The sequence below is a fragment of the Pelosinus baikalensis genome (assembly GCF_020819555.1).
GTDB lineage: Bacteria > Bacillota > Negativicutes > DSM-13327 > DSM-13327 > Pelosinus > Pelosinus baikalensis.
This window is the reverse complement of the sequence record NZ_JAJHJB010000005.1, coordinates 1-20,851: the sequence shown is the minus strand read 5'-3', so window position 1 is coordinate 20,851 and position 20,851 is coordinate 1. Positions and strand designations below refer to the sequence as shown.

Sequence of the window (20,851 nt, the reverse complement as noted above, 5' to 3'; positions counted from 1 at the left end):
TTTTATTATTTCTTGTCGGCATTTCTTATTTCGCAAACCAATAGACCGGCAAACCAACTACCGTAATACCAATAGCCACCATTGCATCCATTGGCTTGTTCATAAACATACTTGCAATAATATAGAACGCACCTAAAATAGCAATCATGGGTATAATTGGATAGCCAGGTACGCTATAAGAACGTTTAGCATTGGGATACCTTTTTCGAAGAATAAATACGGCAATAAACGCAGAAACATAAAAAGTCCACATTACAAACATCGCAATGTCAGTAAGGCTATCTGGATCCCAGAAAATCATTAAAGCAGTTGCCAGACTCGCTTCTAATAACATTGCATTTACTGGCGCTCCAACTGAAGCTGGAACTTTTGCCAATATAGAGGAAGCTGGCAATTGTTCATTCAATGCCATCGCATAAGGAACACGTCCATTGGTTAGAATATAGCCATTGAGAGCACCAAAAATAGATACCAAAATACCTATACTGATAATTTTGCCCCCCATCTCACCAAATAATAATCCAGCAGTAGTGCTGGCAGCCATTTTTCCTAATGCAGCAATTTCCGCAGCAGGCAATACATGCATAATCGCGATATTCATAGTAAGATATGCGATCATCACGATTCCAAGCCCAAAAACAATGGCTTTAGGCAATTGTTTCGCTGGATTTTTCATTTCTCCCGCTACGAAACTTACACCAACCCAACCATCATATGCCCATAACGTAGCTAAAATGGCTGCTCCCATGCCAAGAGGCGGAGTAACACCACTCGTCATGCCAAGAACTTGTCCATTTCCCTTCCATAAACCAAATATAACAATAAGTGCAATAGGAATTAATTTGCCAATGGTAGCAACGGTTTGAATAAAACCCCCATATTTAGTACCTAAACAATTGACACCAGTCATAAAAAATACACTACCCACTGCAATCGGTAACCTAAATTCTTCGCTAATGCCAAAAAAGGGCAATAGTAACGAAGAAAAATATAATCCAAGGGCTCCAATTGTTGCAGGTCCGTAAATTACCGTCTGCATCCAGCCATACAAATATGCCCACATCTTACCATATACTTCATTTAAGTATGTGTATAATCCTCCTGTTTTAGGAATTTGTACCCCTAATTCGGAAACTGTCAGCCCTGCAGCAAGTGTTATACTACCACCTAGTACCCAAGCCATAAGGGCCATTGTAGAATCACCAGCCGCTAAAATTACACTGCCGGATTTCATAAAAATCCCTGAGCCAATAACCATGCCAATTACTAATGCCATTGCTGGCATTAATCCTAAATTTTTCTGAAGATTGCTTTGTCCTTCTGCCACAACGATTACTCCTTCTTACGAATATTTTTCAGACTAAGCATCAGAATATCAAATTTTTTGCACAACTGCAATAGGAATTAGCGTAAAAATGGCTAATAATATGTAGTAATAGCATTTAGGAGGTATAATATGGATCATGCTACTTTAAAGATTAAGCCCCGCATTCTCTATCATGTAGCTAAAGCCGCCTGGGAAGGAACCTTATTTGATCGTCGAGAAGAAATTTGTACTATGGTATCAGAAGAATTTAAAGATAAACATACTCGCCGCCAAGTAGCCAACCAAATTCGTATTGCCATGGGATTAAATCCTCACAATGATGATCAAATTCTCAATGATTATGATGAAGAAGCTCTTATGGGCATGGGCAATGAATCCATTATCATTACCAATCCGGATGCTTGCCAATCCTGTCCTGCAGAGGAACGAAATTGTGAAAAAGCTTGTCCTTTGCAGGCCATCACTCGTGATGACTTTGGTAAGGTTTCTATAAACCAGGAAAAATGTCTGGGTGAAGGTCACTGTATCCAGGCATGTTCTTTTGGTGCCTTAGCAGAAAAATCTCAATTTGTCCCTCTTATTAACCTTTTAAAACAACATAGTCATCCTGTATATGCTTCCATCGCTCCTGCTTTTGCAGGACAGTTTGGTGCAGAAGTTACGCCAGGTAAATTGCGTTCTGCACTTTTAAAAATGGGTTTTACCGATGTTCTAGAAACTGCTTTATATGCTGATTTAATTACTATGAAAGAAGCCTTTGAATTTGATGAGCATGTAAAAACGGACCAAGACTTTATGTTTACCAGTTGTTGTTGTCCAGTATGGATTAAATTAATTGAAAATAAATTTCCCGATCTTATGGAACATATTTCCCCTTCCGTCTCACCAATGATCGCATCGGCTAGAGTTATTAAACAGTTTGAACCAGATGCAAAAGTGGTCTTTATCGGTCCATGCATCGCCAAAAAATCAGAAGCTCTGTTACCTGACTTAAAAGGAGCCATAGACTATGTGCTCACCTTTCAGGAGCTGGCTACTATTTTTGAAGCCATTAACATTCATCCTGCGGATCAGGAGGATCATGAAAAAGCAGTAGCCTCATGGGGAGGACGAGTCTATGCCTATACAGGAGGTGTAAGTGCTGCCGTAGCTACGACTTTAGAGAAATTGATTCCTCACAAAGTCCAAAAGCTAGTGTCCCTTAAAGTGGACGGTATTCCAGACTGCCAAAAGCTATTGGAACAGATTCGCAATGGTCAATTTACTGCTAATTTTATTGAAGGTATGGCTTGTAAAGGCGGTTGTGTTGGCGGACCGGGTCGCTTACTTCCCCCTGAAGAAGGACGAGAGCATGTTAAAAAATATGGTGCGATTGCTCTGGCTAATACACCTGTAGAAAACCCACAAGTTTATGCAATTCTAGCCCGTTTAGGCCACGAAAGCGGTATGCCTAGTCTATCAGGAAAAAGTCCTATGGCAGAATTATTGTCACGCAAATTGGTACAAGAATAAGATTATGTATTCTAGTACATTGCGTCACCTAAAAGCAATGTTAATTTTGCAGTCTTTTCCGCCTCACTGGTCGAAAAAATCCTCGCAAACTTATCCACTGTTTTAAATGACGCAATGTACTAGTTAATTTCTAATATCATGCTCTTGTTTACTGAATATTCTTTTTTGCATGCAATATACTAAAAAAAATTAAAAAATTTTAAAAAAATTTTAAAACAAATGACTAGCAAAAGCATGTGAAATAATGTAGAATTATAATTGATCAATCTTGTTACATATTTAACTAAGTAGTTCTGTAGTAAATTTCCAATACACTTTCTCTTACATAACTCTATATTTTGGAAAGTTACCACAATTACTACATTCAAAAAAAGGGGGATAATATGTCTAGAAAACCTGTACAAATTATGGAAACAGTATTACGCGATGGTCATCAATCACTTGCTGCTACTCGCATGCGCCTCACTGATATGCTGCCAGCTTTAGAACAACTTGATAACATGGGGTATTTTGCACTAGAAGCATGGGGTGGCGCTACTTTTGATAGTTGCTTACGTTTCTTAGGCGAAGATCCTTGGGAACGCTTACGCGTCCTAAAATCACATTTGAAAAAAACACCGATCTCTATGTTACTTAGAGGGCAAAATATTCTTGGGTATAACCACTATGCTGATGATGTTGTCACTGCTTTCGTTAAGAAAATGGTAGAAAACGGAGTTGGTGTTATTCGTGTATTCGATGCGCTAAACGACGTGCGTAATTTAGAAGTAGCCATGAAAGCTGCTAAAGAATCCGGCGCTCATGTACAAGGTGTATGTGTATATACGATTAGCCCTTATCACACTGTAGAAAGTTACATCAAATTAGCACAACAATTAGTAGAACGCGGCGCTGACTCTATCTGTATTAAGGACATGTCTGGTCTACTAAGACCTTACGTTGCATATGACTTGGTAAAAGCTCTGAAAGCTGATCCTAAAGTAGGCGTACCAATTCAACTGCATACTCACTATACTAGTGGTATGGGTTCTATGACTTACTTAAAAGCAATTGAAGCTGGTGTAGATGTTGTTGACTGCGCACTGTCCCCATTTGCTCTTGGTACTTCACAACCTTGTACTGAATCTATGATTGCAGCTTTAGAAGGTACTGAATATGATACTGGTCTTAAACGTAGCAATTTAAAAGATGTTGCTATTCATTTCGGAAATGTTAAGAAAAGCTTGGGCGCTGACTTTGGTCTTAAAACGTCCTTCGATGTCGACGCTAACGTTCTTGACTTCCAAATTCCTGGCGGTATGCTTTCCAACCTGTTCAATCAACTTAAAGAGCAGGGTATTGAACACAAATACCAAGAACTTTTGGAAGAAATGCCACGAGTACGTGCAGAACTTGGCTATCCTCCACTTGTTACTCCTACCAGCCAGATTGTTGGTTCTATGGCAACCTTCAATGTAATGCTTGGCGAACGTTATAAAATGGTTCCACGTGAAGTAAAAGACTTGGCACGTGGTAAATATGGTAAAACTCCTATGCCTGTTTCTGAAGAAGTTCGTGAGAAAATCATTGGCAACGAACCTATTATTGACTATCGTCCTGCTGATGATATTGCGCCGCAAATGGATCTTCTTACTAAGCAACTTGCTGAAAAAGGCTATCCAAATGCATCGATCGAAGATGTTTTATCCTATGCATTATTCCCTGAAGTAGCATTAAAATTCTTCGAAAAGAATCGTTAAGAAATGACATAGCAACGCCCCCTAACTTTTAAGTTAGGGGGCGTTTTTTTATAGTTCTACTCATGGAAACATGATTCTCCAATAAACTCTCGCAAAATGGAATTCATAGGAATTCCACAATCGTCAATACTTTGAAAATAAGTAAGGAATTTTAACAATCTTGTAGCCTCGGAATATGCTACTTGATCTGCTGTAATTTCTTTCAATAATGGTTCTGCATATTTCTTTAGAACCCCTAGTTCATAAATTAGTGCTGAATTAAACATAATATCTGCATCTTCTTGAAATGGGAAAATATTTCGCTCCTCGCCTCTTCTAACAGAGTGCCACATATTTAAAGTCGTTAAAGCATCATGAGACCTAAATTGATTATCTCTAACAATTCTTCTAATGAGCCGTCCATCAGTAGTAGGAATACGGTTATGATTATCAATGGATAATTGTGTTAACGCACTAATATAGATTTTCACTTTATGCTCTCTGGCAACAGCTGCCGTGAGCCTTTCATTGAGTCCATGAATTCCCTCAATAATAAGAGGTTGATCCTTTGTAATTTGAATGATATTTCCCAGATACTCTCGTTGACCATTTATAAAATTAAAAGAAGGCACACTGACAGCCTCACCATCTAATATTTTACATAGATGCTCGTTAAAAAGCTCTAAATCAATAGCCTCAATCGCTTCAAAATCATAGGCGCCCTTTTCATCCTTAGGGGTTCTATCACGATCAACGAAATAATTATCTAGGGATAGTGCTACAGGCCGCATAGCATTTACCCTAAGCTGAACGGTTAAACGCTGAGCAAAGGTCGTTTTCCCTGATGAAGACGGACCTGCTACTAAAATTAATCTCACTTCTTTATGCTCAGCTACAAAATCGGCAATATGTGCTATTTTTTTCTCGTGCAGTGCTTCTGCAACTCTGATGATATCCTTAATCTTACCATTTTCCACGTATTCATTTAATGTGGCTACATAACCACACTCTAAGATGGCGCCCCAGCGTTCCGCCTCCAGGAATATTTCTGATAATTTATGTTGAGGTACAAAAGCAGGCAATCGATCAGGCGTTTCTTTTTCAGGGAAACGTAAGATAAAACCAGCCGCATGCTGTCTTAATTCAAAAATCTTCAAATGTCCTGTGCTAGGTGTCATCGTGCCATAAAAATAACCGTATGTATTGCCACAATAGTAAACCCGAACATTTTTACGGTTCAATTGCTGCAAATGCTTCACTTTTTCAGATTGCCCTGTGGCTTCAAATAAGGCTATTGCTTCCGCAATAGGAATACTCTTCATAGTTATGGGTCTATCTTCATTAATAATCTCTTGCATACGCCTTGTTATTAATTCTAGATGATTCATCGTAACCGTCTCACCAATATGCAGCTCGCAATATAAGCCCTTACTTAAGGAGTGTTCTACGGTTACTTCTCCTAATGGGAATAATTCAGATACGGCAGTAATCATTACAAAGGTCAAGCTACGCTGATAAACTTTAATACCTGAATCCGTATGTAAGTCTAAAAATTCAACGCTACAATCAGAGACTACTTTATACTGTAAATCTCTGATCTCATTGTCTACTCTGGCGGCTACAATTGGCGTAGCATATCGCTCCTGTATAACCTGACTGATATCTAACAAATTTGTTCCAGAATCATACAGGCCTATTTCACCATTTGCAAAAGAAAGGGTAATTTGCTTTTTTTTCATCAATCTGCCTCCCGTTTATACTTTATTATATACGAACAGTAAGGATCAACTTAACTTTTCATATCAATGAGCTTTTTTGACGTGTAAATCGACTACTAGCTCATTCTTACATATAATTATATTTTATCATAACTCTTCCTAATCCATAAAGATTGATAATTTTATTTATCCGATGACTAAACCGCTCTAAGAATCCCATCTTCGTAAGGCATCTAAGTCCTAAAGATAAAGAAGGCAAATAAGCATTAAATACTTATTTGCCAGCAATTATTTATGTATTTATTATGCCAACTAAAAAAAGATAGACATGACTTTATAAGCCAAGGCACTTACCAAAGCTGTGCAAGGAATTGTTAATACCCACGCCATGAGCATTTGCTGCGCTACACCCCAGTGAACTGCACTAATGCGTTTTGAAGTTCCTACCCCCATGATAGACCCTGAAACCACATGTGTTGTACTTACTGGCAAATGCAATAATGTTGCGCCAAAAATAATCAATGAAGAATTCAAATCCGAGGCAAAGCCACTAATCGGCTCCAATTTAAAAATCTTACTACCCATGGTACGAATAATTCTCCAACCACCTGCTGCCGTACCTAATCCCATAGCCGTAGCTGCTGATAACTTAACCCAGATAGGAACATCTAAGCTGGTTAAATAGCCTGTACTTACTAAGGTCAAAGTAATAATCCCCATAGCCTTTTGCGCATCATTTGATCCATGGGAAAAAGCCATCATGGCTGCTGTCAAAATTTGTGCCTTCTTAAATTTAGGATTAATACGCGATGGAGCTTTTCTGCCAAATATCCACAACAGAACTGTCATAACGGCAAATCCTGTAATCATGGCAATGACTGGAGAACAGATTAAGGCAGCAACAATTTTCAAAATGCCTTCTATTTTAAGTGCCTCATAGCCTGTAGAAACTAATACTGCACCAACGACTCCACCTACTAAAGCATGAGAGGAACTACTAGGAATCCCTTTCCACCAAGTTAGCAAATTCCAGAAAATTGCACCGATGATCGCCGCAATAATAATGTGCTGATTCACCATCTGCGCTGATTTTACCAGATCGCTGCCAATTGTCTTAGCAACGCCTGTACTATACATAGCACCGAGAAAGTTAAGCATAGCAGCCATCCATACTGCAACCCGTGGTGTTAATGCTCGTGTAGACACCGATGTGGCTATTGCATTAGCAGTATCATGAAATCCATTAATATAGTCAAAGGCTAATGCTAATAAAACGACAAAAATGATCAATGTATCAGGCATATTTCATAACCACGCCCCGCAATAAGTCTGCAATGTCTTCACAGTGGTCAAGGGCGTCCTCCATATGTTCCAATATTTCTTTCCATTTTATAACTTCGATTGGATCAGAGCAGGTTTCAAATAAAAGAGCTACTTCTCGTCGATAAATATTGTCACCTTGGGTTTCTAAGTCAGCAATTTTATGCGTGTGACTAAGGATTTTTTCTTGATTTCCTTTAATGTTCTTAAACAAAGTAAATACCGCTACCATTTCCTCGGTACAGTCCACTAGCACATTGGCTAATTGGACAGCTCCTGGTGCAGGTTTTCCAGCCTTATAGAGCACCATACGCTGCATTGTACCTTGTAGAAAATCCACAACATCATCTAACATCGTTGCCAAAGAATAAATATCCTCGCGATCAAGAGGTGTAATAAATGTCTGATTTAACTTATCAATGATTGCATCATTAATATCATCAGCTTTATGCTCAATATCAGAAATTTGCGCCATTTTCTGCTCAAGCTGCGTATACTCATTCATTACACTTTGAAGCACATAAGCCCCTTCCCGCAACACCATACTACTTTCTACAAATAACTTAAAAAATTCATCCTCTTTTGGTTTTAAGCCAAACATCTTTGAACCCCCATTTTTCAAAATTAGAAAAATTTAGTATACAAAATGAACCCAATAAAATTAGCCCAAAAATACTATATCATCAATAACGGAATAAAACAATGACCTACGTTATAGTAAACCATAAGTTTGATTTTTAAAAATAATGCAAATTTTATAATATTTCTTTTTTTATCGATTAAGATGAAATCAAGTACACAGGAAAAGAGGGTGAACCAAGAATGTGTTCACCCATCTTTGCTGGATTTACCTTTCCATCAGCCTACGTAATAAACGATAAGCTACCATAGAAACAGGCGCACGTTGAATTGCAAATCTCATTCCTAAAACAAAAATGATCACCGGTCCAATTACATGTATTATCCAAAACAAAGAACGAGGAAACTCTAAGACTGTATCATCAATACAATTTTTATGCTGTCGCCCCAAATTCATCTCCTCCTTTATTGTAGTATTCCCTTCTATACTACAATAAACAAATGGATAATAGTGTAATTGATGCTTTTATTGAACCGAAACTGCTTGGATCGCTTTAGCAAATTTACCAGCCATCCCAGTCATTTTCTCAGACGTTACCGCACATACTGCAATACGAATTCCTTTTGCTAAAGGTACGGCAAATATATGATCATCATGCAGTTTCTCACAAACCGCCTCAGGATTTTCAACAGGGACGGTAATAAAGAAACCAGCAATATAAGGAAGGATATGTAAATTAACTTCCTGCGCTTCACGCATAAAAATATCAGCTCGTTTGCGAATTAAGGCATAATATTCGCCGCGCTCTTGCTCTGTCTGTGCTAATAAACTCTTATCTTGATAAATATCAGCCAATAGTTTCATGGCACTATAGTTAATATTTGACCATGTAGCTCTACTTGTAAATTGATTAATGCTTTGAAACTCTGTAATTATTTCTTTATTGGAAGAAATGCCAATCATGACACCTGTCCTTTGACCATACATCGTAAATCCTTTTGACATACTGCAGGCCAAAATAGGCAATATATTAGCAGGTAAATTGCCAAATTTCTTTAAAAAAGAACGACAAGCATTCTTTTCGCCTGCATAATCAATATAAGCAATATCAATTAACGGAATAATATGTTTTGTAGTATCTTTAACACAGTCTTTAAAAAGATCTAATACCTGATCCCAATCACTGTCACTCAAACTAAATCCAGTTGGGTTATGAGCAGGAGTATTAATAATAATAACCAAGTTATTTTGCTTTGCGATTATCTCTCTTACCTTAGCACTAAATGCCCCAATATTAAACTTTTGCTGATCATCAAATAAAGTATAGGTATCCAATGTACGCAAGGCATCTTGACACAGTATTTTATAGGGTCCCCAATACCAATCAGAGGTTAAAATCATATCGCCAATCTCTGAATAATTCCAAATGGTATGATGGATAGCCCCAGTGCCCCCAGCAGTGGCTACGGCATCAATATAAGCCTCTGGCTTATGGTCCGCAAAGGTTAACTCTATCATCGCCGCTAGATAATCCGGCAAACCAGCAATTGGAGCATAGGGTATAATATGGTTGATTGAAAAATTTTTAAAAACTTTCTCAACCGTTGGTATGCAAGCTAACCTCTCTTGCTCATCCATAAAAGCACCGATGGTAGCATTGACGACCTTATTTTTGCCATACTGAGCAGCCGCTTTGGCAGCAGCAGCATTGGCGCCGAAAATTTTGTCTGTAGCACACTTTCCCTTTGCATGAGATGCAGCAACACTATAAGTCATTATTGTTCCCCCTTGAGATTGTTTTATTAGCCAAGTTGTTATCTAACAACTTGGCTAATAAATAAAATAAATTCTTTTTATGGCCTAATGTGTTTACTTTTCCGTAGTAGTTAAAAGTTCCTGCTTTAAAAATTATGTATACAAAGTTTTTTTATATTTTTTCTTTAGAAACTGCTGCATCGCAACTAATCTACTGCTTAAGGATACATTTTATGCAACATACGAGGAAATGGGATTGTTTCGCGAATATGTTCAAGACCGCATAACCAAGCAACAGTACGCTCAAGACCTAAACCAAACCCAGAATGTGGCACTGATCCATATTTTCGCAAGTCCAGATACCACTCAAAAGCTTCTATCGGTAAATGATGCTCTTCAACACGTTGTTTTAAGAGTTCAAGATCATCAATCCGCTGTCCACCGCCAATAATTTCGCCATATCCTTCCGGAGCCAGGAGGTCCGCACCGAGTACGACGTTGGGATCTTCCGGATCAGGCTTCATATAAAAGGCCTTAATTGAGGTTGGATAGCGATGTACAAAAACAGGTGAACCAAAATGATTTGAGATAATCGTTTCATGAGGTGCACCAAAGTCTTCTCCCCAAGTAAAATCTTCTCCTGCTTCTTTCAGTATTTCCACTGCCTCAGTATAAGATATACGTGGAAATGGCAATTGTATGTTTTTTAATTTTTCTACATCTCGGTCTAAAATGGTCAGTTCTCTCTTACAGCGTTCTAATACCCTTGTGATTACATAGTAGACCATTTCTTCCTGCAGCTTAATATTGTCATCCATGTCAAAATAAGCCATTTCAGCTTCCACCATCCAAAACTCCATCAAATGGCGGCGAGTTTTGGATTTTTCTGCACGAAAAGTGGGGCCAAAGCAATAGATTCTTCCTAATGCCATCGCATTTGCTTCGCTATATAATTGACCACTTTGTGACAAATACGCTTTTTCACCATGATAATCTAAGCCAAACAACGTGGAGGTTCCTTCACATGCTGACGGTGTAATAATCGGAGCATCTGCCAGAACAAAATCACGCTGGTAAAAGAAATCTCTAAAAGCATGTTCAATTTCTGATCGAATTCGGAGAATTGCCATCTGTCTAGGAGTGCGAATCCATAAATGACGACGCTCTAGTAAGAAATCTACCCCATGTTCTTTATGTGTAATTGGATATTCTTCTGCAATATTAATCACTTCAAAACCTGTAACTTGCATTTCATAACCACCTGCAGCCCGAGGTTCCTCTTTTACAATTCCCGTTACTGTTATCGAAGTTTCCTGTGTTAATGCTTTGGTTTTATCAAACAGTTCTTCTCCTATATTTTGTTTTACAATTACACATTGCAAAAGACCGCTACCGTCACGCAAAATCAAGAATTTTACTTTTCCTGAACCACGCTGATTATATAACCATCCTTGAATTGTGACTTCTTCGTCTAAATGTTTTCCCAGATTTTTTATCAATACGGTATTCAATATCTCCACTCCTTGTGATTCAATTCGCTGTTTAGGTATCATAATTACATTTACTATTAAGCTTAAAAAATCCTTCTATAAAGTAAAAAAGTATATGAAAAGATAAGCAGGTAAAAACCTGCTTATCTTTTCAGCCATATGAATGACTCTTATTTACCACTGAATTGCTGTTCTTGGGCCTGAATCATCTTGCGGACCATTTGACCACCTACACGGCCATTATCAGCAGAAGATAATGCACCTTTATAAGTGTTCTTATAGTCTTTAAGACCAATCTCAGCTGCTGTTTCTTCCTTTAATTGATCAAGCGCCTTTTGTGCGGCAGGGTTCACAGGTTTTTTACTCCTAGACATTACGCAACACCCTCCAATAAATTTATTTGTAGTGCCTGTTTATATATTGCCTATAATGAATCGAATACATACAATGAAATTTTTGGTTGAGATGCAAATCATACCCTTCATCAATAAATCTTATATAAAATTCAAGTTTTCAATCTTAGTTATGGAACATACCGTAGTAAAGCAACATAAAATAATAATAAAAATACTCTATATTTACATTTTAGTAAAGGAGGAGTTCCCATGAATACGAGCAATATTGAAATTTTAGGTATTACTTCTCAATCTGAGTTTCCAATTTGTCCTCCACATTATCCTTGCTCTCAAATTTGTCAAATAGATAAACTCTTTTTAGCTTGTCAGCATGATATTCAAAAAATACTCAAAGTAATTGTAACAATTACAATTTCCTCATTTAAAATTATTAATACTCCAATTGGCAAAAAAGTAGTCGTACATGGTTTTAAACATATAAAAGTGATTTCTGCTATCGATAACCATTGCTATTGTACCCACTCTGCTTGTTTTGATATTCCTTTTTGTCTTTTCATTAAATTAAAAGAATTCGATGCTGCCATTACCAAAATATGTACCATAGTGGAAGATGTTTCTGTTCAATGTTTGAAAAATCAATTTTTATTAGTGTCAAGTGTCATTTTCGCATGTCCTGTCTTTAAACCTAGTATCCCTAATTATCATCATGAAAACGATAAAAATTGTAATTGCAATAAACCATCTCATGATTGCTCAGATATTCCCATTTATTCTAAGCAATGTGGATGCAACGAAATCGATCCTCTCTATTCTAATCAGAAATCTAACCTTTACGAAAAACAAAACCACCATCCGTCTTGCCCACTATGCCAAAATCATCCTACTGAAGCCTATCATACCTATCAAAACTTCCACGATGATCGATAAGCACTTGGCAGATAGTCTCACTACAAATTATTGTTTCCAAAATATACAATAAAAAAAAGAGGTTGGAAACTACCTCTTTTTTTTATACTTAATTATTGTCTTTTTGGTAACCAAATGTCATCCTTATTGATATGATATTATAAATCACTTAGGTCGAATTTTTCGCATCTGAAGACTAGCCAAAATCATTATAGATTTTTAGTATACCGCAATTTTCAGTTACCCTAAGAATAGCAACTCTAAATCAAGGAGGAATGTATCATATGGTATGCAAAAAAAGTACACAAATTGCAGTAAATGGCTCATTACCTCTTCCAAGCCACACACCAGATATTGACTTTTTACTTCGTGTGACTTCTACTCCAGTCATAAAAAAAACAATTATCTTAGATAAGCAAATCAGTTTTTCTGGTCATGTAAATATTTGCATAGAATTTGTATCATCCAATTTTGACTCCACACAAACAGTCCATTTCATCTCCTTTGAAACTCCATTTATTGCTCTTATTAATCATTGTTGCGCAAAAGCCGGTATGGATTGCCAATTAAAGGCTTCTATTAAACATCAAGAATTTCAACTTATCAATGGTAGGTGCATTAATAAATTAATTGTTATAAAAGTTTGTGTAATCAAACTTAGTAAATCCTGTATTAATTCCAATTCCCACTGCTCCGAACCAAATCTGACTGTACTATGCACACCCGAAAAAATTAACCCCTGCCGCACTACGGTCTATCCTGCAACACATCCCATGACACCTATGGATGATTTGCATGATATGCCTCCCTTCAGCAATTTTCATACTCCGTCTTCCCAGCAATTAGAACCATCCGATCCTACAAATGCCTACAAAGAACGTGACAACCTATCCTCTTATCATACCAGCGAATGCCAAGTCGACCAAGAATAATTTTTTAAGAACGATTTGCTACATACAAGATACTTCTTTCATTAGGTAAAAAAAACTGTTCCAGCTAACTGGAACAGTAAACCCTTATTTTTATTCTACAGTAATGGCTTGAGAACTTTCCCACAAACCATGAATATTACAGTACGAAGTCGCTAGTAACGTACCTGAACCATTAAGCTTTATAATAGCTTTCGTTGTAGGCTCAGCATATACTGGTCCTTTATTTGCGCCGTCCGTAGACTCACCATGCACATTAAATTCAGAAGCTGCAACTTCAAAGATAAATTTGCTATTATCAGGTTTAAAATATAATTTAATCCAACGAATATGATGTTCAGTAGTATTTGGATGAGCAATTTCCTTCCCTACCGAAAGCTCTACAGCGAAACTTTCACCTGATTTTACTTTCTCTGGAGCCTCAATAACTGGAGCGTGTTTTTCAGTTTTCCAATCAGCACTTTGAATTACATCAGAAATTTTCATAAATCAAAAACCCTCCTTTTATTTTTAGTTTTAGTATGTCTTACTACTATTACATATATTTGCTAATAAATCAAAAATCCCTTTTATTTTATATTTTTTTACTATAATTTGTTCATGTGGCATTGTCAAAACAAGTCCACATGAACATTACGCACTAATTTCGTTTCTACATTGTCCCATTCCACTGGATCATCGAACTCAAAGGGTATTAAAGAAAGGGAAGTATCACAATCAAACGTAGCTTTAAGAATCTGTAGGGCAGCTAAGCCATTAGCAGCATTACAAGCAGCTTCTAATATCGAACGATCCAATTTACTGGTAAATAAACATTCTGTGTTTCTGCCGTCCTTTGACATACCATAAATATATCCTATACCAAAGGATGGTATATGAGCATAGATTAAAGACATTACTCTCATGGAAATGGCTGCACATAATTCAAAATACTGTTTATTAATTGTACGTATTTCCTTTTCCTGAAAACTAGGTCTTCCTGATGACTGCAAAGAGCAAATTTGCGTAGGAATAATAGATTTTGGCGGCAGCCAGATCTTTACCGAAGGAATATTCATATATATAGCAATATCTGCACTTACATGAAAAGGAAAGGGAGCTGCTGTCAACACCTGATCAATTTTTGCAAAAATAGCAGCAATATCTCCTGCTAATAAACGTTCAATTGCTTTAATTCGCTCATCTTCCTCATGCTCATGTTTCTCTTTTTCTTCTTTAATTAATTGTTCTTCATTTTCAATCCAATCATCAATTTCTTTTTGCTTTTCTAATACAATACGCTCAATCTCCTGATGACGCTTTTGCAGCAACATAACTACTAATACCAGCAACGTAACTACACCAATTCCAGATATCCATAATGCAATCACATTACTACTGGCAAGCAAAACAAATAAAAAAATTAATAATAAACCTGTATGCATGATAATAGGCATAACAAATTTACGTTCTTCTTCAACTCTTACTTTCTCCAGTACACCAGAACAATCAGGCACCGTTCGTTCTTTCCATGGATTTCTAACCCTCAATGAGGTATAATCAACTTCTTCATAATCTAACTTACTAATTCCAATCAATGCATTTTCTACCGATTGAGAATACTCGTATTCTTGGCGCCAACGCTCCATCTGATCTACATGACGAAAATATAATTCATCAACATAGACTTTACCCTTATCTTGTCTTGCACCAGGCTGTATTCGTACGCCCTGGTCATCTTTTTTTCTAGCCATTCTATTTACACCTCTCAGCTAAATCCCATACAGCATTCACATTATAGATATTTTTTCCTATCCTCTATTGTAAACTAAAGATCTACATCTGCCCAGTTATTTTTATAAAATAATAGACAAGCAGTATATTTTATGGTACATTTTAATAAAATAACCTTTAAGTTAGTCCAGAGAGGCTAATAAGGTACACAATGATATGGCTTTAAATAGGCCTGTCCTGTATTGACCTTAAGACTCTTGCTCTGGTAAGAGTCTTTTTTATTGTGTGCTAAGGTACTATTAAGGAGGATTATATGAATACACGTATCATTCAAGTTGAAGAAAAATTGCCCCTGCTCCAATTATTTCCCCTCAGCCTACAACATTTATTTGCTATGTTTGGTGCTACTGTACTAGTTCCTATTTTATTTAAGGTGAATCCTGCAACCATTCTACTGTTTAATGGTATTGGTACACTCTTATACCTTTTTATCTGCAAAGGTAAAATTCCTGCCTATTTAGGTTCTAGTTTTGCTTTTATTTCACCTGTCTTTATTGTCCTGCCCCAATATGGTTATAATGCAGCCCTCGGTGGCTTTATTGCTGCTGGCGTCGTATTTTCTCTCGTATCATTTCTAATTGGCATCATTGGTACGAAATGGATTGATACGGTCTTCCCACCTGCCGCTATGGGCGCTATTGTTGCTGTAATTGGATTAGAGCTAGCACCTGTTGCTGCTGATATGGCAGGTCTTACAGCCAAAACACTCGATCCTCATGTCATTACAGTCTCACTGTTTACGTTAGCGGTTACAATCATAGGTTCCATCATGTTCCGTGGTTTCTTAGCTATCATTCCAATTCTGATCGGTGTACTTGCTGGTTATATAGCAGCCTTCCTGCTTGGATTGGTCGATTTAAGCATTATAGCTGCCACTCCTTGGTTTGCTGCTCCCACCATATATTCTCCTGAGTTCAACTTTAATGCAATTGCAATTATTTTACCTGCAGCATTAGTCGTAATCGCTGAGCATATTGGGCATCTCGTAGTAACTGGAAATATCGTAGGTCGGGATTTAACACAGAATCCAGGACTGCACCGTTCATTATTCGGCAATGGTTTATCCACTATCGTTTCAGGATTCTTCGGCTCTACTCCCAACACTACTTATGGTGAAAATATTGGTGTAATGGCGATTACTAAAGTGTATAGTGTACAAGTTATTGGTGGTGCTGCCATCCTCGCGATTGTTCTTTCTTTCGTTGGCAAGCTAGCTGCTGCCATTCAAAGTATTCCAGTACCTGTAATGGGTGGAGTCTCCCTATTATTGTTCGGTGTCATTGCGGCTTCCGGAATACGTATACTTGTAGAATCAAAAGTAGATTACAGTCGTTCCCGAAATCTCATTTTAACTTCTATCGTATTAATTCTGGGTATTAGCGGAGCCAGTATTACAATCGGCACCGTCACCATGAAAGGTATGGCCTTAGCCACTATCGTCTCCATCTTTCTTAGTTTAAGCTTTAAAGCACTAGACCTTCTGGGATTAACAAATGATAAAATTTGAAAACTCTCCTTTGAAAGTTAATCGTTCATAAAAAAACTTCCGCAAAAGCGGAAGTTTTTTTATGAACGAAAATTAACAAACTGAAGAGCAATCTTAAAATCACCTTGTTTCAGATGGGCAATTGCATTTTGCAGATCATCTTTATTTTTACCTGATACGCGTACTTGATCATCCATCAGCTGAGCTTGTACTTTTATTTTACTATTTTTAAGGGAAGAAATCACGTCTTTCGCATTCTCTTTGTCAATGCCTTTTTTTATTTTGATAATCTGACGGGCTGTGCCACTAAAAGCGGCTTCCACTTTTCCATAATCTAAGTTTTTTAATGAGATTCCTCTCTTAATAACTTTTGCTTGTAAAATCTCTACTACATTCTTCAGTTTGTAATCATCATCAGCAGTCACTTTGATATCAATACCCTCTAAAGTTACAGAAGCCTTGCTGCCACGAAAATCAAATCGTTGGCTGATTTCTTTCGTTGTCTGATTCACTGCATTATCGACTTCTTGCATATCAACCTCTGAAACCACATCGAAGGAACAATCTTTAGCCATAGTATGACCTCCATTTTTATATTTATATTTATATTTATATTTATTTTTTAATTGCTATGTGAATCGTTTTACGCATCACAACATAAACGAAGGCAAAAACACCGCCTATCGTGAAGAAAAAAGCTGCTGGCTTAACCATAAGAATTTCGGAACTACCAACCAGACTAAATAATAAAGCCGCCATATAGGCCAAAAAAAACTCACCATATCGAGAACTATTGTTCCTAGGCGCAATAAATAACCATACAAGAAAACCATACATGATAATATTACTATTCTTCATTATTTCCAAAAAAATCACCTCATTAGTAAGCACTTAACACTTATAAATTCGAAACGAACGTTTTTTTTCCTGCATATTTTACAATAATATTTATTTTACGCAAAATTTTAAATTTTAAATAGAAATATATCCCACAATAACCAAAATAATACCTTGAATCAAAAAATAATTCGTATATTTTGCAAAAAAGTCTTATAAATTCTTGAAAAAAAGTTTACTGGCAGTATCATTATGTCTCTGTTCTTCATATGATGTATCATATACTCCAAGAAAATATCAATAAAGGAGGCTATCAAAGTTATGGATGGCAAATATCCACATTGGTATCATGAAGAAATGGACCCATGCTGTGACTACATGGACAAAAAGATGATGCCCCAAGAATGTTGCACCTCAGCTAAACCATACTCATATCCTGATAATTCGTTTAAAGATCGCCTATTATGTATGTTAGGTGATGATGTAATATTCTCCGTTGACGCGCGCCTTTGTCACCAAGATTCTTTTTGTGGCTCGCTCTGCTATGTAGGCTGCGATTTCATTATTGTAAATGTTTGTATGCGCAAAAGACCACTTTCTATGATGATACCGATCAAAATGATCCGTTTTATTGGTCCTAAATCACATCGTTAATAAAAAAATCTAGCTAATCCCTCACCTTCCATTCGCTTATCGCATACTATGTGGCAAAAGTCGCTGTTTTAAGGAGGTTACCCTGTTGAAAAGAACCCAGAGTCGAAAACCTATGTCAATGGACTTAGAGCATATGCGTATGCTTCATACAGAAGCGATTGAACAACTGGATTTAATGTATACTACATTAGAAGCAGCTGAGCAAGCCACAGATACTACTCGTGATAGTCTTGATGATATCTCTGTAAATCACTGGGATGCCTACATGGATATTATTCAGATAATTTAATATCAATATAGGAAAATATCCATCCTTGTGTAAGGCATATTTCATAGAAAGAAACACTCCTTTATCTTCAAATCATCTTTTATCTTTTAAAAGTTTCCTTTACTATATCATAGAAGGAAATCCATAAGTGATATGCAGAAAACTCCCTAGCTTAGAACTAGGGAGTTTTATTATTTCCGTTCCATAAACCACTTGCCTTCGTTATCATATAAATAGACCTGCTTGCCCATGATATTACAGGTGTATCTTATACCAACACCACCACCTTTTAAAGATGCAGCCTGGCGCACATCTATAAGACGATCCACTTCAAAGACTCTGCCATCTTCCCATTTGATTGACAGCGGTCTAACATTACCGTATATATCATGTTTGGCCGTGACTTCTACAAAGACTTTACTATTCATACCTTTCACCTACTATTTAAAATATGAAATTGGGTGTATAACGTGATCCTGCTCAGGATTAAATCCAGTAAGATGCCGATCCAGCAGCATTGCACAACGTTGAACACTATAATGACCAAAACGTTTATGTAACGAATCTACCGTACCTGCCAATATTTCCGCATCCAAGTTGCTATTATCAAACAAATCAAGCTGCACATGCCTATCAGCTGTCACTAGATCAGAACCACGCACGCCAAGACTACGAATTGGAGTCTCCCATCGGTAATTTACTTTAAATAGTTCCATCGCCTTATTAGCAATATCATTAGATAAAAATGTCGGACCCGACAACTTGCCTTGTCTCTCAAAGGATATAAGGTCATTACCCCTTACACTGATAGATACCGTTTTACATTTAAAACCATGCTTACGTAGACGTGCTGCCACACTCTCTGCCAGCACATAAATGATTAGTTTGACGTCTTGATTATTGACTAGATCTCTTGGAGTTGTAGTACTGTTACCAACGGATTTAATGATACTGCTCTCACTAGTCTGCCGCACCGTCGCCAAATCAAGTCCATTTGCAAAGTGCCAGAGCGTTTCTCCCCATACTCCTAATAATAGCTTCAGGTCACTTATATCACGTTTAGCAAGATCTCCAATTGTGTATATAGCACGGTTCTGGAGCTTGCGCCTAGTAGAGCGACCAACATACAACAACTCGCCAACAGGTAGTGGCCAAACTTTTTCATGAAAATTATCTGGCGTTATAACCGTAGTAGCATCTGGCTTCTTCATGTCACTACCAAGCTTTGCAAATATCTTATTCCATGATACACCAACTGATCCTGTGAGGCCTAGCTCATCTCGCAAGCGTTGCCTGATTTGATCCGCAATATCTTGGCCAGTACCAAATATTTGTTCTGTACCAGTGACGTCAATCCAGCCTTCATCAATTCCATAAGGCTCAATTTTATCACTATAATCCGCATATATTTCTCGCGCTAGCCGTGAAAACCGTAAATACTTTTGAAAATCTGCTCGTACCAACACTAAGCCAGGGCACTTTTGTTTTGCCTCCCAAATTGCATCTCCTGTTTTGACTCCTAGAGCCTTTGCAAGATAATTTTTGGCTAGAATGATACCGTGGCGCGCTTCAGCATCACCACAAACAACAACAGGCTTATCGCGGATCTCTGGATTGTATAAGCACTCCACACTTGCGTAATAGTTATTCAGATCGACATGCAAGATCGTACGACGCATGATAATTTCACCACCCGCAAACAGAACATATGTTTGGTTAAATTATAGAGTTTTCACAGGAGGAAAACAAGTTGTAAATGTTCCCAAATAAAAAAGCCGCCTCACTCGAAGTGATATGCTCCCCTTGCAATAGACAGTTTTATTATTTCAACTGTCTATTGCAAGGGGATATCAAAAGCAAGACGGCTAAACTTTAATCGACACTTGCAACGAACATATAGGTTTGACTTTCCGTTAAATTGTTAAAGACCTGAGACGCTTGACCGGACAAAACAATTGTTTCTTTTAAACCATCATAGCTATACATTACAAGCTTATGCGCCCATGTTGGAATATTATTCACCGTAAAAGTAGTTCCATAATGATCCGACCAGTACTTTCTGTTTTGCCATACCCACATCTTCTTTCCATTCCCTGTAAGTTCATACTCCCCTTTTGTCTTTGGAGAACGATAATACATCCTCATACCATCCGTCAATTCCAGAGCAAGTTTATAAGTCTGCCCGACCTTGGTGAGAGTATAAGGAGACATCTGTGTGCACA

Annotated in this window: 22 protein-coding genes; 7 read left to right on the top strand and 15 right to left on the bottom strand. The window is 37.4% G+C overall.

The genetic code is table 11. The features are described 5' to 3' along the window. Nucleotides 1-25: 25 nt before the first annotated feature. The gene (locus LMF89_RS05230; protein WP_229534199.1) at nt 26-1,327 is read right to left on the bottom strand and encodes an APC family permease; all 1,302 of its coding nucleotides are present in this window, start codon (nt 1,325-1,327) and stop codon (nt 26-28) included. Between the two features lie 129 nt (nt 1,328-1,456). Here LMF89_RS05230 and LMF89_RS05225 point away from each other — a divergent pair, with 129 nt between their 5' ends. Together LMF89_RS05225 and LMF89_RS05220 are read left to right on the top strand one after the other, a co-directional pair. Beyond that, entirely contained in the window at nt 1,457-2,839 is a 1,383-nt protein-coding gene (locus LMF89_RS05225; protein ID WP_229534198.1) for a [Fe-Fe] hydrogenase large subunit C-terminal domain-containing protein, read from the top strand. Nucleotides 2,840-3,222: 383 nt separating this feature from the next. Further along, on the top strand, nt 3,223-4,578 hold the full coding sequence (locus tag LMF89_RS05220) for a pyruvate carboxylase subunit B (RefSeq protein WP_007953760.1): 1,356 nt from the start codon (nt 3,223-3,225) through the stop codon (nt 4,576-4,578). A gap of 56 nt (nt 4,579-4,634) precedes the next feature. Here LMF89_RS05220 and LMF89_RS05215 read toward each other — a convergent pair whose 3' ends face one another. From LMF89_RS05215 to LMF89_RS05185, 7 genes are all read right to left on the bottom strand, one after another. Further along, nucleotides 4,635-6,296, bottom strand: a complete 1,662-nt coding sequence (locus LMF89_RS05215; RefSeq protein WP_229534197.1) for a nucleoside kinase — start codon at nt 6,294-6,296, stop codon at nt 4,635-4,637. 291 nt (nt 6,297-6,587) lie between these two features. After that, nucleotides 6,588-7,577, bottom strand: coding sequence for an inorganic phosphate transporter (locus LMF89_RS05210; RefSeq protein WP_229534196.1), 990 nt, complete (start codon nt 7,575-7,577; stop codon nt 6,588-6,590). After that, complete coding sequence (locus tag LMF89_RS05205; RefSeq protein ID WP_007953754.1) at nt 7,570-8,196, bottom strand: DUF47 domain-containing protein; 627 nt, start codon at nt 8,194-8,196, stop codon at nt 7,570-7,572. The genes LMF89_RS05210 and LMF89_RS05205 overlap by 8 nt, the downstream gene beginning before the upstream one ends. A gap of 246 nt (nt 8,197-8,442) precedes the next feature. Further along, nucleotides 8,443-8,631 (bottom strand): hypothetical protein, encoded by a 189-nt coding sequence (locus LMF89_RS05200; RefSeq protein WP_229534195.1) that lies wholly within the window; start codon nt 8,629-8,631, stop codon nt 8,443-8,445. Nucleotides 8,632-8,700: 69 nt separating this feature from the next. Beyond that, entirely contained in the window at nt 8,701-9,951 is a 1,251-nt protein-coding gene (locus LMF89_RS05195) for an aminotransferase class I/II-fold pyridoxal phosphate-dependent enzyme (RefSeq protein ID WP_229534194.1), read from the bottom strand. A 197-nt stretch (nt 9,952-10,148) separates the two neighbouring features. Then, nucleotides 10,149-11,450 (bottom strand): asparagine--tRNA ligase, encoded by a 1,302-nt coding sequence (asnS, locus tag LMF89_RS05190; protein WP_229534333.1) that lies wholly within the window; start codon nt 11,448-11,450, stop codon nt 10,149-10,151. A 140-nt stretch (nt 11,451-11,590) separates the two neighbouring features. Next, the gene (locus LMF89_RS05185; RefSeq protein WP_007935564.1) at nt 11,591-11,794 is read right to left on the bottom strand and encodes an alpha/beta-type small acid-soluble spore protein; all 204 of its coding nucleotides are present in this window, start codon (nt 11,792-11,794) and stop codon (nt 11,591-11,593) included. Nucleotides 11,795-12,025: 231 nt separating this feature from the next. Here LMF89_RS05185 and LMF89_RS05180 point away from each other — a divergent pair, with 231 nt between their 5' ends. After that, nucleotides 12,026-12,703, top strand: coding sequence for a DUF3794 domain-containing protein (locus LMF89_RS05180; RefSeq protein WP_229534193.1), 678 nt, complete (start codon nt 12,026-12,028; stop codon nt 12,701-12,703). A 263-nt stretch (nt 12,704-12,966) separates the two neighbouring features. Continuing rightward, on the top strand, nt 12,967-13,614 hold the full coding sequence (locus tag LMF89_RS05175; RefSeq protein ID WP_229534192.1) for an SPOCS domain-containing protein: 648 nt from the start codon (nt 12,967-12,969) through the stop codon (nt 13,612-13,614). 90 nt (nt 13,615-13,704) lie between these two features. Here LMF89_RS05175 and LMF89_RS05170 read toward each other — a convergent pair whose 3' ends face one another. After that, nucleotides 13,705-14,097, bottom strand: coding sequence for a class II SORL domain-containing protein (locus tag LMF89_RS05170; protein ID WP_229534191.1), 393 nt, complete (start codon nt 14,095-14,097; stop codon nt 13,705-13,707). Nucleotides 14,098-14,222: 125 nt separating this feature from the next. Next, a complete protein-coding gene (locus LMF89_RS05165) occupies nt 14,223-15,344 on the bottom strand; it encodes a hypothetical protein (RefSeq protein WP_229534190.1) in 1,122 nt (373 codons plus the stop codon). A 293-nt stretch (nt 15,345-15,637) separates the two neighbouring features. On the opposite strand from LMF89_RS05165, the gene uraA reads away from it, so the two are divergent. After that, the gene (gene uraA, locus LMF89_RS05160; RefSeq protein WP_229534189.1) at nt 15,638-16,891 is read left to right on the top strand and encodes a uracil permease; all 1,254 of its coding nucleotides are present in this window, start codon (nt 15,638-15,640) and stop codon (nt 16,889-16,891) included. Nucleotides 16,892-16,950: 59 nt separating this feature from the next. Here uraA and LMF89_RS05155 read toward each other — a convergent pair whose 3' ends face one another. Together LMF89_RS05155 and LMF89_RS05150 are read right to left on the bottom strand one after the other, a co-directional pair. Then, entirely contained in the window at nt 16,951-17,445 is a 495-nt protein-coding gene (locus tag LMF89_RS05155) for a YajQ family cyclic di-GMP-binding protein (protein ID WP_229534188.1), read from the bottom strand. 40 nt (nt 17,446-17,485) lie between these two features. Next, complete coding sequence (locus tag LMF89_RS05150) at nt 17,486-17,728, bottom strand: hypothetical protein (protein ID WP_229534332.1); 243 nt, start codon at nt 17,726-17,728, stop codon at nt 17,486-17,488. A 300-nt stretch (nt 17,729-18,028) separates the two neighbouring features. Between LMF89_RS05150 and LMF89_RS05145 the strand changes: the two genes are divergently transcribed. After that, the gene (locus LMF89_RS05145) at nt 18,029-18,361 is read left to right on the top strand and encodes a hypothetical protein (RefSeq protein WP_007957497.1); all 333 of its coding nucleotides are present in this window, start codon (nt 18,029-18,031) and stop codon (nt 18,359-18,361) included. Between the two features lie 85 nt (nt 18,362-18,446). After that, a complete protein-coding gene (locus LMF89_RS05140) occupies nt 18,447-18,650 on the top strand; it encodes a hypothetical protein (protein ID WP_007957496.1) in 204 nt (67 codons plus the stop codon). Between the two features lie 170 nt (nt 18,651-18,820). Here the strand turns inward: LMF89_RS05140 and LMF89_RS05135 are convergent, their stop codons facing one another. From LMF89_RS05135 to LMF89_RS05125, 3 genes are all read right to left on the bottom strand, one after another. Then, nucleotides 18,821-19,057 (bottom strand): hypothetical protein, encoded by a 237-nt coding sequence (locus LMF89_RS05135; protein WP_229534187.1) that lies wholly within the window; start codon nt 19,055-19,057, stop codon nt 18,821-18,823. Nucleotides 19,058-19,069: 12 nt separating this feature from the next. Further along, on the bottom strand, nt 19,070-20,308 hold the full coding sequence (locus LMF89_RS05130; protein ID WP_229534186.1) for a DNA polymerase Y family protein: 1,239 nt from the start codon (nt 20,306-20,308) through the stop codon (nt 19,070-19,072). Nucleotides 20,309-20,501: 193 nt separating this feature from the next. Further along, the coding region (locus tag LMF89_RS05125; RefSeq protein ID WP_229534185.1) for a hypothetical protein at nt 20,502-20,851 on the bottom strand (350 nt) is incomplete at its 5' end.

What these genes read in the sequence shown, in the direction of transcription:
- LMF89_RS05225 (WP_229534198.1), top strand. Translation starts at nt 1,457, where the DNA reads ATGGATCATGCTACTTTAAAGATTAAGCCCCGCATTCTCTATCATGTA.
- LMF89_RS05220 (WP_007953760.1), top strand. Translation starts at nt 3,223, where the DNA reads ATGTCTAGAAAACCTGTACAAATTATGGAAACAGTATTACGCGATGGT.
- LMF89_RS05215 (WP_229534197.1), bottom strand. Translation starts at nt 6,296, where the DNA reads ATGAAAAAAAAGCAAATTACCCTTTCTTTTGCAAATGGTGAAATAGGC.
- LMF89_RS05210 (WP_229534196.1), bottom strand. Translation starts at nt 7,577, where the DNA reads ATGCCTGATACATTGATCATTTTTGTCGTTTTATTAGCATTAGCCTTT.
- LMF89_RS05205 (WP_007953754.1), bottom strand. Translation starts at nt 8,196, where the DNA reads ATGTTTGGCTTAAAACCAAAAGAGGATGAATTTTTTAAGTTATTTGTA.
- LMF89_RS05200 (WP_229534195.1), bottom strand. Translation starts at nt 8,631, where the DNA reads ATGAATTTGGGGCGACAGCATAAAAATTGTATTGATGATACAGTCTTA.
- LMF89_RS05195 (WP_229534194.1), bottom strand. Translation starts at nt 9,951, where the DNA reads ATGACTTATAGTGTTGCTGCATCTCATGCAAAGGGAAAGTGTGCTACA.
- LMF89_RS05185 (WP_007935564.1), bottom strand. Translation starts at nt 11,794, where the DNA reads ATGTCTAGGAGTAAAAAACCTGTGAACCCTGCCGCACAAAAGGCGCTT.
- LMF89_RS05180 (WP_229534193.1), top strand. Translation starts at nt 12,026, where the DNA reads ATGAATACGAGCAATATTGAAATTTTAGGTATTACTTCTCAATCTGAG.
- LMF89_RS05175 (WP_229534192.1), top strand. Translation starts at nt 12,967, where the DNA reads ATGGTATGCAAAAAAAGTACACAAATTGCAGTAAATGGCTCATTACCT.
- LMF89_RS05170 (WP_229534191.1), bottom strand. Translation starts at nt 14,097, where the DNA reads ATGAAAATTTCTGATGTAATTCAAAGTGCTGATTGGAAAACTGAAAAA.
- LMF89_RS05165 (WP_229534190.1), bottom strand. Translation starts at nt 15,344, where the DNA reads ATGGCTAGAAAAAAAGATGACCAGGGCGTACGAATACAGCCTGGTGCA.
- uraA (WP_229534189.1), top strand. Translation starts at nt 15,638, where the DNA reads ATGAATACACGTATCATTCAAGTTGAAGAAAAATTGCCCCTGCTCCAA.
- LMF89_RS05155 (WP_229534188.1), bottom strand. Translation starts at nt 17,445, where the DNA reads ATGGCTAAAGATTGTTCCTTCGATGTGGTTTCAGAGGTTGATATGCAA.
- LMF89_RS05150 (WP_229534332.1), bottom strand. Translation starts at nt 17,728, where the DNA reads ATGAAGAATAGTAATATTATCATGTATGGTTTTCTTGTATGGTTATTT.
- LMF89_RS05145 (WP_007957497.1), top strand. Translation starts at nt 18,029, where the DNA reads ATGGATGGCAAATATCCACATTGGTATCATGAAGAAATGGACCCATGC.
- LMF89_RS05135 (WP_229534187.1), bottom strand. Translation starts at nt 19,057, where the DNA reads ATGAATAGTAAAGTCTTTGTAGAAGTCACGGCCAAACATGATATATAC.
- LMF89_RS05130 (WP_229534186.1), bottom strand. Translation starts at nt 20,308, where the DNA reads ATGCGTCGTACGATCTTGCATGTCGATCTGAATAACTATTACGCAAGT.